This window comes from Maribacter sp. UBA3344, from assembly GCF_002362375.1.
Taxonomy (GTDB): Bacteria; Bacteroidota; Bacteroidia; order Flavobacteriales; family Flavobacteriaceae; genus Maribacter; species Maribacter dokdonensis.
The window spans coordinates 18,807-33,410 of sequence record NZ_DERI01000031.1; the positions used below are offsets into that span (position 1 = coordinate 18,807).

Below are 14,604 nucleotides of genomic sequence, written 5' to 3' on the forward strand. Positions count from 1 at the left end.
AAATGACAAAAGAAACGATGTTGAACTCGAAGAATTTAGCAGAAATAAGCAGACAATTACCCACACCATCTTATAAAAGAGATACAGTTAAAGCAGGAATTGTACATGTTGGCGTAGGTGGGTTCCACAGAGCACACCAAGCATATTACAACCATCTACTACAAGAAAAAGAAAATGCTTCTGAATGGGGGATTTGTGGTATAGGCTTACGAAAAGGTGATCAAAAAATACATGATGTATTGCAACAGCAAGACGGTATGTACACCTTAATAATCAAACATCCGGATGGAAAAATTGATTCTGAAGTTATTGGTGCTATCATAGATTTCAAATTGGGATTTGATACTCCCAATGTCGTGATTGACCAAATGGCGCATCCTGACACAAAAATAGTATCATTGACCATCACGGAAGGTGGGTATAATTTTAATCCGGCTACAGGTGAATTCGATTTTGAGAATAAAGATGTGCAACATGAATTAGCGAACCCAGAAGAGCCAAAAACCATTTATGGGTTTTTGACCGCTGCCATTAGAAAAAGAAAGGAGAACGGTTTACCGGCCTTTACCGTAATGTCATGTGACAATATTCAACACAACGGAGATGTTGCCAAAGAAATGTTGCTAACTTTTGCCAACAAACAAGATGAGGAGTTAGCTTCATATATTGAAAAAGAGGTAAGCTTTCCTAACAGCATGGTTGATCGCATTACCCCGGTAACCACACAGGCCGACATTGACTATTTAGAACAAACTTATAACCTAAAAGATGAGTGGCCCGTAACTTGTGAGCCTTTTATACAATGGGTCATTGAAGATAACTTTTCTAACGGAAGACCTGCGTTTGAAAAAGTAGGTGTACAATTTGTACCAGATGTAAAACCGTACGAAAAAATGAAACTGCGCCTTTTAAACGCTGGGCATTCCGTGCTAGGCATTTTAGGCGCATTGCATGGTCACCCAACCATTAACGCCTGTATGGAAGATGATCTTTTTGTCACCTATTTAAGAGCTTTTATGGATAAGGAAGCAACACCCGTATTAGATAAGCTAGAAGGTATTGATCTTACAACATATAAGGACAGTCTACAAGAACGTTTTGCCAACCCAAACATAAAAGATAGTGTTAGTAGAATTTGCTCGGAGAGTTCGGCAAAACTTCCTAAATTTTTAATCGCCACTATTCAAGATAACCTGGCTAAGGGTGGCAGTATTAAATATGCAACTTTAGTGATAGCTGCATGGTGTTATTATAGTGATAAGGGCGTAAATAAAGATGGTGAATCCATAGAAATTATAGATGCCATGCAAGACCAACTGCACCAAGCCGCCAGTAAAACCAATAAAGACCCACTTGCCTTTATAAAACAAGAATCTTTATTTGGCAACTTGGCAGAGAATACGACATTCTCCAGTTTGTACAGTGAAATGGTGCAGAAAATATACGCAGACCCAGATATAAAAAAATCAATGAAATAGCATTAGTTGAGTAACAATTTGATCTTGGCTAAAAGTATAAGCTCAGATTTATTGTTACCTGAAAATGAATTTGCAATAGCCTTGGCCGTTTTTTGGGTCAAGGCTTTTATCTCATCTGAAAAAGCATGTGGATGCTCCTTGTAAAATTCCACAAATTCTCCAAAACATTCCTTACTCCCTTTTGAAGTTTCCATAAGAACATCAAATACAATTTCAATTTGGTTAGCGGCGTCCGTACCATACCGATCCGTAAAATCATCTACGTACAACCAATCTTCTTTCACCAACTCCTTAACTTTATCCCATTCGTTACTATGTACGCTACCATCGCACATAGCCACGGCATAAAAAAGCTTTGCTAAGCTCTCATAAAGACCGTTCATTGTTTTCGCAGTATTTTCCATTTTATAGTTTTTCTATGAATTTACCATGAAAATACAGCTTAGAACCCACTTTAAATATGATAAAAATCAGTCGTAATCTATATATTTGATACTATGCAAGATTTTCAAAAGAACAGTGATATCTTCAATTTGCTTTCAGAAGGAGTTTCAGAAGGTATTATTGTTGTTGATGCCCAACAAAATGTAGTGGCCACCAATACGTCTACAGAACAAATGTTTGGGTATGAAAAGGGGGAATTATTAGGAAAACCGTTGGATATCTTAATACCCAAAAGATATCTTGCCAACCATAGTAAACATGTAAACAAGTTTATTGCCAATAGTGATAAACGACAAATGGGACACGGTAGAAATCTCTACGGCATTACTAAAAGTGGCAAAGAATTTCCGGTAGAGGCCGGCTTAAATCCGTTTGAATTTTACGGATCTACTTATGTTATGGCCTTGGTGATCGATATTACCGAAAGAAAGAACAAAGAAGAAGAACTAAGTCATTGGGCACGAATTTTTGACGAATCTCTTAACGAAATTTTTGTGTTTGATGCAGAAACCTTCAAGTTTTTGAATGTCAATAAAGAAGCGCAAAGAAACATTGGTTATACCATAACGGAAATGTATGAAATGACCCCGGTAGATATTAAACCGGAGTTCAATGAAGAAAACTTTAAAAAATTGATTTCCCCATTACTTAATAATGAAATTCCCAAAGTAAAATTTGAAACGGTACACGGTAGAAAGGATGGTTCTACTTACCCAGTAGAAGTTCATTTGCAGTTGTCCGAATTAGGAAAAAAGAAGGTTTTCGTAGCATTTATACTAGATATAACCGAAAGAAAAAATTACACTGAAAATCTAGAGAAAAAAGTTGAGGAACGCACACAGCAATTAACGGAAGCTTTAGCCGTAGAAAAAGAACTCAACGAATTAAAGACCAGGTTTTTATCATTGGTATCGCACGAATTCAAAACGCCTTTAAGTAGTATACTCACCTCTATCACCTTGCTAGGAAAATATACTCAGACCGATCAGCAACCAAAGAGGGACAAACATGTGGCAACCATTAAAAGTAAAGTAAAATATTTAGACACCATACTAACCGATTTTTTATCCGTAGAGCGTTTAGAATCCGGCAAAGTGAATTACAAAGTAGAAGAATTTCCGTTAAGCAAAATTGTAAACGAAGTCGTATACAATAGTAATATGCTTTTAAAATCTGGTCAACAAATTCATTACCCAGAAAATATTGACGAGCTAAACATCAATTTTGATGAAAAAACACTAGAGTTGGCCTTATCTAATTTAATACATAACGCCATAAAGTACTCTCCTGAAGATACTACTATTACCATTAAAGTAGCATTGAACGATACTAACATAATCATTAGTGTAATTGACCAAGGCATTGGAATTCCCCAAGAAGAACAGAAGCATATTTTTAATCGCTATTTTAGAGCAGAAAACGCATTACTAACCCAAGGTACCGGTATTGGTCTTAATATCGCAAAACAACATATGGAAAACTTAGGAGGAAGTCTAAAATTCACCAGTAAAATCGGTGTTGGATCTACGTTTACATTACGTATGCCTAATTTAAAAACCAGCTAACATTATGAAACAAATTCTATTGATCGAAGATGACAAGGCCTTACGTGAAAACACGGAAGAACTTTTAGAATTAGCTGGTTATAGCGTAAATACCGCACCCAACGGAAAAATAGGTGTTAATGCAGCCATTGAAGATGTGCCGGACATTATTATTTGCGACATTATGATGCCAGAATTAGATGGTTATGGAGTACTACAACAATTATCTAATAACGAAAAAACAAAGCAAATTCCGTTTATCTTTTTATCGGCTAAAACTGAGCACAAAGAAATACGGAAAGGAATGGATCTAGGTGCAGATGATTACCTTACCAAGCCTTTTGACGAAGAAGATCTTATCAGCGCTATTGAAAGTAGACTTGCAAAAGCAGAATTGATTAAACGTATGCAAGATGAGAGCACCAAAGAACATGGTGTCACAGAAAATGAAATACGTACGGTTCATGAACTCAAAAACTTCTTTGACGACAATGGTGAGGTTTCCAGTTTTAAAGCAGGGGAATCAATTTATGATGAGGGTGCCAGATCAAACAAGATTTATCTCATATTAAAAGGTCTTGTAAAGTGCCATAGTATGGATACTGATGGTAAAGAGTTGATTACCTCATTGTCTAAGGCAGATGACTTTTTAGGTTTCACCTCTTTTTTAAATAACGTACCGTACCAAGAGACTGCCACGGCTTTAGAAACAGTAGAACTTGCCGGGATTTCTAAAGATAACCTCAAAAAAATACTGAATGAGAACAAGAACATCTCTATGGAATTAATGGAGTTGTTATCTGAAAACATTTCAATGATCAAAGCCCAATTATTACAAATGGCCTATAGCTCCGTTCGAAGAAAAACGGCGCAGACCTTACTCCAATTTGCCGAGTTAATGAATACCAAACCCAATGAACCCATACGAATTTCTAGGAATGATTTGGCAAGTGTTGCCGGCATAGCTACAGAGAGTTTAATACGTACATTATCTGGTTTTAAAAAAGAAGGACTCATTATTATTGAAGGTAGAAACATTCAAATCATAGAGTTAAAAGCCTTACAATATGTAAATTAATTCAAATCTGATAAATATCATTTACCAGCATTTAATATGGAATTACTTTTGACGAGTAAGCCTTATGAATGAAACACATATTAATTCCTACTGATTTCTCGGCAAATTCTTGGAATGCTCTAAAATATGCCGCATGCCTGTATGGCTATGACCAATGCACCTTTTATGTACTATATGTTGAAGAATTAAGTGATAAATCTATCAATAAAAATAGCATAGGTGCACCATTACCCATACATAAAAAACTGAATCTCTTTTTTGAGCAATTAGCACAATTAAAGTCTAACTTTTTACATCAGTTTATCACTTTAAGAGATTATGGCAACTTTACCGATATCATTAAAAAAACCGTAGACGAAAAAAAAATAGACCTGATTATAATGGGTGCAAAAGGCACTTCAAATTATGAACACACTATTTTTGGCCGCAATACAGTCAATGTAATTACAAAAGTACCATGTAATGTATTGGTGGTATCAGACAAAGTTTCTATCAAAAAACCAAGCAAAATTGGGTTTCCAACGGATTATAACATTTTCTACACCTACCCCATTCTTAAATCTTTGACCGAAGTTTTACAAATATCAAATGCGACCTTAGACGTGGTTCATGTTACGCAGGCAAAAACAAACTTCTCAAACACCCAAATCGCCAACAAAGCTTACTTGCATGATTATTTAAAGGAAATGTTTACAGGTTTTCATTGCTTCAAAGAAATTCAAGGATTGAACATTAAAGAAACCATTACCACCTATCTGACTGACAATAGTGTTGAAATGCTTACCATGGCAGCAAAAAATATAAATCTGTTTCAGCAATTGTTTTTCAATCCTTCCAAATCACAATTAAACCATCAATCATCTGTACCCTTGCTCGTTCTTCATGAATAAATAACATCATATACGTATTGCATTAAAAATTAAAGAGATTATAGCATTTCAAACTAAAAGGTAACGTATGTAATTCGCACTCAAAATCGTACTTTTGCAACTTTGCTGTGAATACATGATTAATTTTGAAGAAAACATAGAGGTCAAGGGCGCACGCGTTCATAACCTTAAAAATATAGATGTTACCATACCTAGAGATAAATTGGTCGTTATTACCGGTCTATCTGGTAGTGGCAAATCATCATTGGCATTCGATACCATTTATGCAGAAGGACAAAGACGATATATTGAAACGTTTTCTGCCTATGCAAGACAATTTTTGGGAGGTTTAGAACGTCCAGATGTTGATAAGATAGATGGCTTGTCTCCCGTAATTGCCATAGAACAAAAAACCACTTCAAAATCTCCAAGATCTACCGTTGGTACCATTACCGAAATTTATGATTTCTTAAGGCTACTTTACGCCCGTGCTGCAGATGCGCATAGTTACAATACTGGTGAAAAGATGGTAAGCTATAGCGATGAGCAAATTAAAAACTTGATCATTGAATCTTATTTAGACAAGAAAATCAACATTCTTGCACCGGTAATTAAGTCAAGAAAAGGACATTACCGTGAACTTTTTGAGCAGATAGCCAAACAAGGATTTTTAAAGGTAAGAGTTGACGGTGAAATAAAGGATATTGTAAAGGGCATGAAAGTGGACCGTTACAAAACCCATGATATAGAGATCGTTATAGACAGGTTAAAGGTTGCAGAAAGTGAGGACTTTCATAAACGATTGTCAGAAAGTATCAATACGGCCATGTATAGTGGTGACAACGTCTTAATGGTGCTTGCAGAAGGCACCGATATACCTAGGTATTTCAGTAGGGATTTAATGTGCCCCACCACAGGTATCTCCTATCCTACTCCTGAGCCCAATACATTTTCTTTTAACTCCCCTAAGGGTATGTGTCCCAATTGTAAAGGATTAGGCCATGTGTATGAGGTGAATGAAAAGAAAATATTCCCTAACAAAAAATTATCCATTAAAGGTGGTGGTATTGCTCCTTTGGGAGATTACAAAAAGTCATGGGCCTTTAAACAAATAGAAACTATTGCCGAACGTTATAGTTTCAAAATCACGGACCCAATAGACACTATTCCTGCTGAAGCTATTGAAATTCTATTGAACGGAGGCAAAGAAAGTTTTGATGTAGATTCAAAAACCTTAGGTGTTAAACGCACCTATAAGATAGATTATGAAGGTATATCAAACTTTATAAAAAATCAGTTCGAGGAAGCTGCTTCTACTTCAATCAAAAGATGGGCTAAAGAATATATGGACAAAATTACATGTCCTACATGTACAGGTTTTCGTCTAAAAAAGGAATCTCTTTATTTCAAAATTGAAGAGAAGAATATTGCCGAATTGGCAAATTTTGACATTGTTGAACTTGCATCATTTTTTAAAGGGTTAGACAAAAAACTTAGTGGTAACCAGCTAAAAATAGCGGAGGAAATCATTAAGGAAATTACCACAAGAATACAATTCCTATTAGATGTAGGTTTAGATTACCTTTCATTGAACAGAAGTTCTAAATCGCTCTCAGGTGGTGAAGCACAACGTATTAGATTGGCTACACAGATAGGTTCGCAATTGGTAGGCGTACTCTATATTCTTGATGAGCCTAGTATTGGGCTACATCAACGAGATAACGAAAGATTGATAAAATCGCTGGAATCTTTAAGGGATATAGGAAATTCTGTCATAGTAGTGGAACATGACCGTGATATGATTGAGCGTGCAGACCATGTCATTGACATAGGTCCAAAAGCGGGTAAGAACGGTGGTCAAATTATTTCTCAAGGAACACCGGAAGAGTTAAAACATGTACATACCTTGACCGCGGATTACATGACAGGAGTTAAGGAGATTGAAGTTCCTAAAAAAAGAAGAGAAGGCAACGGTAATGAGATTGTGTTATCTGGCTGCACAGGTAACAACTTAAAGAACATTACCGTAAAATTTCCACTGGGAAAAATGATTGGGGTAACCGGTGTTTCAGGTAGTGGAAAATCTACCTTGATCAATGAGACGCTATATCCTATCATGAACGCACATTACTTTAATGGCGTTAAAAAACCTATGCCCTATAAAAAGATAACCGGTCTAGAGCATATAGATAAAGTAATTGACATTAACCAGTCTCCCATTGGTAGAACACCAAGATCAAACCCTGCAACATACACCGGTGTGTTCAGCGAAATAAGATCTTTGTTCGCAAAAACCACCGAAGCATCTATAAGGGGGTATAAACCAGGTAGATTCAGTTTTAATGTAAAAGGCGGTAGATGTGAAACCTGTCAAGGTGGAGGTCTAAGGGTCATAGAAATGAATTTCTTGCCCGATGTTTATGTGGAATGTGAAACCTGCAACGGCAAAAGATTCAATAGGGAAACCTTGGAAATACGCTATAAAGGCAAATCTATATCAGACGTTCTGGAAATGACCATTAATGAAGCCGTATCATTTTTTGAACTTATTCCAAAAATACATCGTAAGTTAAAGACCATCCAAGATGTAGGATTGGGATATATATCGTTAGGGCAACAATCCACCACCCTATCCGGTGGAGAAGCACAACGTATAAAATTGGCTACCGAACTTTCTAAAAGAGATACCGGTAATACCTTCTATATTTTAGATGAACCAACAACCGGACTTCATTTTGAAGATATAAGGGTTTTGATGGAAGTTTTGAATAAATTAGCCAATAAAGGAAATACTGTGTTAGTTATTGAACATAATATGGACGTAATTAAAATGGTAGACCACATTATTGATATTGGTTACGAAGGTGGTCGCTCAGGAGGGCAATTGGTTGCCAAAGGTACTCCAGAGCAAGTAGCTAAAAACAAGAAAAGCTATACGGCTAAATTTTTAAAGAGAGAATTAAAATAATAAATAGATAAAAAATTATCTAAAAGAATATATAAACGAATGAGATCAGAAAAACATCACAAAGGCTGGAATGAAATAAAAACCAATGACTCTTGGGCCATTTTTAAGATAATGGGAGAGTTTGTAAATGGTTTTGAGCGTATGAGCAAGATTGGCCCATGTGTATCTATTTTTGGTTCTGCCAGAACCAAAGAAGAAGACCCTTACTACAAATTGGCGGTTTCTATTGCAAAAAGTATAGCAGAAGCTGGCTATGGTGTAATTACCGGTGGTGGCCCAGGTATTATGGAAGCGGGTAACAGAGGTGCAAATCTTGCCGGTGGAACTTCTGTGGGTCTGAACATAGACCTTCCTTTTGAACAGCATGACAATCCGTATATTGACAATGATAAAAGCTTGGACTTTGATTACTTCTTCGTAAGGAAAGTAATGTTCGTAAAATACTCTCAAGGTTTTGTGGTAATGCCAGGTGGCTTTGGAACTTTAGATGAGCTTTTTGAAGCAATAACGTTAATACAAACACATAAAATTGGTAAGTTCCCGATCATATTGGTTGGCAGTGAATTCTGGACAGGTCTTATGGACTGGGTAAAAGGCACCATGCTGAAGATGGGCAATATAAGTCCGGAAGATTTAAACCTTATCAAAATAGTAGATACAGAAGAAGAAGTAGTTGAAATAATCGATTCCTTTTACAAAGGGCACAGCATGAGTCCTAATTTTTAATATAAGCCTTGGTACGTAACTTTCAATCCTTTTTCCTTTACTGTATTATTCTCTTAGTAACCAACATTACTATTGGTTATGCTCAGTATAACACTAATCTTACGGTTAGTTTAAACGAGTATACCAAAGAGTTGGATATCAAGCAAGAATTCACCTACTTCAATAAATCTAACTATAATTTAGGTGTTATCTATTTCAACGATTGGGCAAATGCCTATTCAGATAAAAACACAGCATTAGCAAAGAGGTTTGCCCAAGAATTTAAAAAATCGCTTCATTTGGCAAAAGCAGATGAACGCGGTAAAACTACAATTACAAGTGTAGTCGATGAAACGTACAATGGACTTGAATGGAGCCGTACGGAAGGTAAAGATATAGTAAAGGTTACCTTAAAAGATATTCTACCACCGGGCGAATCTACCAAAATCCACATCACTTATAAAGTGAAGTTACCGCCAAATAAGTACACTCCGTACGGTTATGATAATAAGGGAGATTACTATCTAAAAGATTGGTATCTAACACCTGCAGTTTATGATGGCAAATGGCACCTTTACTCAAATAAGAACCTTGAGGATTTGTATATGGACGTGACCAATACGGTCATAAATTTTAAATTTCCAGATAGTCTTTTTTTAGCTTCAAACTTTGATATAACATCAGAATCCTCTTTTCCAAATGGTCAATTTGCCCAATTAAAAGGTAATCTGCAACGTGGTGGTGAAATCATTCTAAACCCACAAAAAAACTTTATAACACACAGAACGCCATACATGACGTTCCTAACAGATTTTAGAGCACCAAGATACAGTCCAATAGGTCAAGGGTTATCCATTAACAAGGTTGCCAATTTTATACATAACAATCTTGGTGACTACCCTCATGAAAAGATATTGGTAAGCGAGCTGGATTATAACAAAAATCCGCTTTACGGTATAAACCAACTCCCCTCTTTCATTAGACCGTATGAAGAACAATTTCAATTTGAAATGAAATTCTTGAAAACGGCCATCAATAGTATTTTAAAAGAGACTATGTTCTTAAACCCACGTAAAGAACAGTGGTTGAACAGCGCCATAGCCAACTATTTAATGATTGCCTTTGTAGAGCAGTATTACCCAGACCAAAAGCTCATGGGCAAACTTTCTAAAATATGGGGCTTTAGAAGTTTTGAACTGGCCAAGATGGATTTTAATGACCAATATTCTTTTCTTTATAATTTAACTGCCCGTAAAAATTTAGATCAGGCATTAGAAACCTCTAATGATTCTTTAATAAAATTCAATCAAAAAATTGCCAATAAATACAAGGCAGGTCTAGGATTAGCATATTTAGCGGATTATATAGGCAAAGAACATGTTGATGAAAGCATAAAAACCTTCTTCAAGTATTTTAAGTTAAATAACGTAAAAGTTCATGATTTTGAGTCTATTTTAAAACGATCAACCGACGTTGATATCAATTGGTTTTTTAATGACTATGTTTCTACAGATCGTAAGATAGATTTCAAGATCAAGAAAGTAAAAAAGGATGCAGACTCCCTACATATTACCCTTAAGAACAAGGAAGGAACCAACGTACCAATTTCAGTTTTTGGTTTAAAGAAAGATTCCGTAGTATCAGAATATTGGTTTAAAGATATAGAATTAGAAGAAACCTTTAGCATACCCAATAATCAAGAAGATAGACTTGTTCTTAATTATGACCAAAAGATTCCTGAGTTTAACCAGCGAGATAATTGGAAATCACTTAAAGGCTTTTTATCAAGCAACAAAAAGCTAAAGTTTACCTTTTTTAAAGATGCCGAGAATCCATATTATAACCAGGTATTCTATGTTCCCATATTAAATTTTAACGTGTATGATGGCTGGGTACCGGGTATGCGACTTTATAACAAAACCTTGCTTGAGAGACCCTTTGTCTATGACTTTGCCCCATCTTATTCCTTTAGGGAAAAAGCTTTTGTAGGCTATGGAAAATTTAACTACAGAAAGTACTTAAGTAAAAGTGGATTATATGTAGCAAACTACGGTATTGGTGCATCTACCTCCCATTTCAATGAAAATTCCAGATACACATCTATAACTCCTTCTTTAAGTTTTGGATTTAGACCAGCTGATCTTTTATCGAACAAAAGAGAGTTTCTTTCATTTAGGTATGTAAATATTTTAAGGGACTTTGACCCTTCTTTACAGAATTTGGCCAACGATCCAGAAAACCCAGATTATAGTGTATTTAATGCTAGATACATCAATAGGGACAATGGAATACTGGATTACAAATCATGGTTTTTAGATTTTCAGCTAGCAGGAAATTTCAGTAAACTATCATTTGAATATGAATACCGAAAATTATTTGAGAATAACAGACAGTTAAATCTTAGATTTTTTGCCGGTAAATTTTTAAGTAATAAAACCCAAACGGACTTTTTCAGTTTTGCCTTAGATCGCCCAACAGATTACTTGTTTGATTACGGATATTTAGGAAGATCGGAAGACTCAGGTATTTATAGTCAGCAAATTATTATCGCAGAAGGCGGGTTTAAATCTTTCTTAGATCAACGATACCGTTTTTCAAATGATTGGATGGCAACCATGAACGGAAGCTTTAATCTTTGGAAATGGATTGAGCTTTATGGTGATGCCGGTTTAGTAAAAAACAGGGATTTTGACGGTAAATTCGTTTATGATTCTGGTGTCAGATTAAATTTGGTTACCGACTACTTTGAACTTTACCTACCAGTATACTCCAACAACGGATGGGAAGTGTCTCAACCAAATTATGGTGAAAAAATAAGATTCATCATTACCGTAAGTCCAAAAACCTTAACAGGGCTTTTCACAAGAAAATGGTTTTAAACTAAGAATTTCTAATACGGTTCGTAGAATTTTTACAATAAATTAAGATATTTTTAAAAAAATATCAAATTTGTTGAAAAATATGGAATAAATTAACTGGTAAGAGCGTTGCTAGAAAGTACTTGATTCGGTAATTTTGTATAAACACGTTTAATACATGGATGTTTCTTCTAAAACCAGTAATGATATTTCTTTCGAAGATTTCAAAGAACAAATTATCAATGACTATGAAATTGCTTTTCTAAGCAGAACCTGTAGTTTATTGGGAAGAAAGGAAGTGCTTACCGGTAAAGCCAAATTCGGGATTTTTGGTGACGGTAAAGAACTTCCACAACTTGCCATGGCCAGATCTTTTAAAAACGGAGATTTTAGAAGTGGTTATTATAGAGATCAAACGTTTATGATGGCGTTGGGTCTTTTACATCCCAAGGAGTTTTTTCACGCCCTTTATGCCACTACCGATATAGAAAAAGAACCTATGAGCGCGGGAAGGCAGATGGGCGGACACTTTCTTACCCACAGCTTAAATGCCGATGGTAGTTGGAAAGATTTGACCAAACAAAAAAACAGTAGTGCAGATATCTCTTGTACCGCTGGACAAATGCCACGTCTATTAGGTTTGGCACAAGCATCAAAAGTTTATAGAAATCAAAAGGGACTAGATAGTGCAAAATTCTCCGTTAATGGAAATGAAATAGCTTGGGGTACCATAGGTAATGCAAGTACCAGCGAAGGCATGTTCTTTGAAACTATAAATGCTGCAGGTGTACTACAAGTACCAATGGTCATAAGTATTTGGGATGATGAATACGGTATATCCGTACCTGCAAAGTTTCATACTACTAAAGAGGATATATCTGAAATACTCTCAGGATTTCAAAGAACAGAGGACAATAGCGGTTATGAAATTTTAAAAGTTAATGGGTGGGATTATACCGCCCTTATGCATGCATATGAAAATGCTGCCGATATTGCCAGACAAGAGCACGTACCTGTTTTAATTCACGTAAAAGAATTAACACAACCTCAGGGACACTCTACCTCTGGATCCCATGAACGTTACAAAGACAATGAGCGATTAGAATGGGAACGTGACCATGATTGCAACAAACGCTTTAAAGAATGGATTTTAGAGTCTGGCATTGCCACAACAGAAGAACTGGCAACTATTGAAAAAAGAATTAAGCGTACTGTTCGTGAAGCAAAAAAAGAAGCTTGGGACGAGTATTTAAAAACCCTGCTTTCCAATAAAACAATATTGGTCAATTTAATTGATAAAGTTGCTGCTACAAGTCCGAACAAAAACTTCTTGAATAAATTAAAGAACGATTTAATTGCCACTGAAGAACCTGTTCGTAAAGACTTAGCCATTACCGCAAGAAAATCCCTGCGTTATTTAATTGGTGAGAATACACCCGAAAAGCAAGATTTAATTAATTGGACTACCAATTTCTTGGCAGAAGCTCAAGAAAAGTATAGTTCTCACCTTTACAGTGAAAATGATAGTAAAGCAAGTAACATTACCGCAATAAACCCAAGTTACAATGATGATTCAGAGTTAGTTGATGGCAGGGTAATTTTACGTGACAATTTTGACAAATTATTTGAAAAATACCCAAATACACTAATCTTCGGTGAAGATACCGGAGCAATTGGAGATGTAAACCAGGGGCTAGAAGGAATGCAGCAAAAGTATGGTAAAATACGTGTTGCAGATACCGGTATACGTGAAACCACCATTATTGGGCAAGGAATAGGAATGGCCCTTCGTGGACTAAGACCCATTGCAGAAATACAGTATTTAGATTATATATTTTATGCATTGGCAACGCTTACAGATGATTTGGCTTCATTACTTTACAGAACTGCCGGAAAACAAAAAGCACCGCTAATTATAAGAACAAGAGGTCACCGATTAGAGGGGATATGGCATTCTGGATCAGAAATGGGCGGATTGATTCATTTGTTACGAGGCATGTATATTCTAGCGCCTAGAAACATGACACAAGCTGCCGGTTTTTACAATACCCTTTTAAAAAGTGATGAGCCTGCCTTAGTCATTGAAAGTCTTAACGGCTATAGGCTAAAAGAAAAGAAACCAAAGAACTTAGGGGAATTCTGTACCCCGATCGGTAAGGTTGAAACCTTAAAGGAAGGAAAAGACATTACACTGGTATCGTACGGCTCCACATTACGAATTGTTGAAAAAGCAGCAAAAGAATTAATAGAGGTTGGTATTGATGCAGAAGTTATAGATGCACAGACCTTATTACCTTTTGATATTGAAATGGAGGTTTTAGAAAGTGTTAAAAAGACGAATAGACTTTTGGTCATAGATGAAGATGTTCCTGGAGGATGCTCTGCTTACTTGCTAAATGAAATTATAGAAAGACAAGGGGCATTTAAATACTTGGACAGTGCACCACAAACTTTAAGCGCAAAAGCTCATAGACCTGCATATGGTTCAGATGGGGATTATTTCTCCAAACCCAATAGAGAAGATATTTTCGAAAAGGTGTATAGCATCATGCATGAAGTTAACCCAGACGATTATCCTAAATTGAGATAAAATTGATACAATCATAAAATATAAAAAGTCCCATTTAAAATGGGACTTTTTATATTTTATGTGTCCAACT

The 14,604-nt window shown here is 35.9% G+C and carries 9 protein-coding genes; 8 read left to right on the top strand and 1 reads right to left on the bottom strand.

Going from position 1 to position 14,604, the window contains the following annotated elements; all coding sequences use genetic code 11:
• Nucleotides 1–2 precede the first annotated feature (2 nt).
• Nucleotides 3–1,478, top strand: a complete 1,476-nt coding sequence (locus B2Z27_RS19385; RefSeq protein ID WP_286814909.1) for a mannitol dehydrogenase family protein — start codon at nt 3–5, stop codon at nt 1,476–1,478.
• Between the two features lie 2 nt (nt 1,479–1,480).
• On the opposite strand, the gene B2Z27_RS19390 is transcribed toward B2Z27_RS19385, so the two are convergent.
• Complete coding sequence (locus B2Z27_RS19390; protein WP_286814910.1) at nt 1,481–1,882, bottom strand: hypothetical protein; 402 nt, start codon at nt 1,880–1,882, stop codon at nt 1,481–1,483.
• A 93-nt stretch (nt 1,883–1,975) separates the two neighbouring features.
• Here B2Z27_RS19390 and B2Z27_RS19395 point away from each other — a divergent pair, with 93 nt between their 5' ends.
• The 7 genes from B2Z27_RS19395 (at nt 1,976) to B2Z27_RS19425 (ending at nt 14,534) form a co-directional block, all read left to right on the top strand.
• Nucleotides 1,976–3,487, top strand: a complete 1,512-nt coding sequence (locus tag B2Z27_RS19395; RefSeq protein ID WP_286814911.1) for a sensor histidine kinase — start codon at nt 1,976–1,978, stop codon at nt 3,485–3,487.
• 4 nt (nt 3,488–3,491) lie between these two features.
• Entirely contained in the window at nt 3,492–4,544 is a 1,053-nt protein-coding gene (locus tag B2Z27_RS19400) for a response regulator (RefSeq protein WP_286814912.1), read from the top strand.
• A gap of 68 nt (nt 4,545–4,612) precedes the next feature.
• Complete coding sequence (locus tag B2Z27_RS19405) at nt 4,613–5,434, top strand: universal stress protein (RefSeq protein ID WP_286814913.1); 822 nt, start codon at nt 4,613–4,615, stop codon at nt 5,432–5,434.
• A gap of 115 nt (nt 5,435–5,549) precedes the next feature.
• Complete coding sequence (uvrA, locus tag B2Z27_RS19410) at nt 5,550–8,381, top strand: excinuclease ABC subunit UvrA (RefSeq protein ID WP_286814914.1); 2,832 nt, start codon at nt 5,550–5,552, stop codon at nt 8,379–8,381.
• Between the two features lie 39 nt (nt 8,382–8,420).
• The gene (locus B2Z27_RS19415; RefSeq protein ID WP_058105885.1) at nt 8,421–9,107 is read left to right on the top strand and encodes a TIGR00730 family Rossman fold protein; all 687 of its coding nucleotides are present in this window, start codon (nt 8,421–8,423) and stop codon (nt 9,105–9,107) included.
• A gap of 8 nt (nt 9,108–9,115) precedes the next feature.
• The gene (locus tag B2Z27_RS19420) at nt 9,116–11,965 is read left to right on the top strand and encodes a M1 family aminopeptidase (protein ID WP_339634101.1); all 2,850 of its coding nucleotides are present in this window, start codon (nt 9,116–9,118) and stop codon (nt 11,963–11,965) included.
• A gap of 157 nt (nt 11,966–12,122) precedes the next feature.
• Nucleotides 12,123–14,534 (top strand): alpha-ketoacid dehydrogenase subunit alpha/beta, encoded by a 2,412-nt coding sequence (locus B2Z27_RS19425; protein WP_286814915.1) that lies wholly within the window; start codon nt 12,123–12,125, stop codon nt 14,532–14,534.
• Nucleotides 14,535–14,604: the final 70 nt, after the last annotated feature.

Coding starts and splice junctions, on each gene's coding strand:
- B2Z27_RS19385 (WP_286814909.1), top strand. CDS start 3: ATGACAAAAGAAACGATGTTGAACTCGAAGAATTTAGCAGAAATAAGC.
- B2Z27_RS19400 (WP_286814912.1), top strand. CDS start 3,492: ATGAAACAAATTCTATTGATCGAAGATGACAAGGCCTTACGTGAAAAC.
- B2Z27_RS19405 (WP_286814913.1), top strand. CDS start 4,613: ATGAAACACATATTAATTCCTACTGATTTCTCGGCAAATTCTTGGAAT.
- uvrA (WP_286814914.1), top strand. CDS start 5,550: ATGATTAATTTTGAAGAAAACATAGAGGTCAAGGGCGCACGCGTTCAT.
- B2Z27_RS19425 (WP_286814915.1), top strand. CDS start 12,123: ATGGATGTTTCTTCTAAAACCAGTAATGATATTTCTTTCGAAGATTTC.
- B2Z27_RS19395 (WP_286814911.1), top strand. CDS start 1,976: ATGCAAGATTTTCAAAAGAACAGTGATATCTTCAATTTGCTTTCAGAA.
- B2Z27_RS19390 (WP_286814910.1), bottom strand. CDS start 1,882: ATGGAAAATACTGCGAAAACAATGAACGGTCTTTATGAGAGCTTAGCA.
- B2Z27_RS19415 (WP_058105885.1), top strand. CDS start 8,421: ATGAGATCAGAAAAACATCACAAAGGCTGGAATGAAATAAAAACCAAT.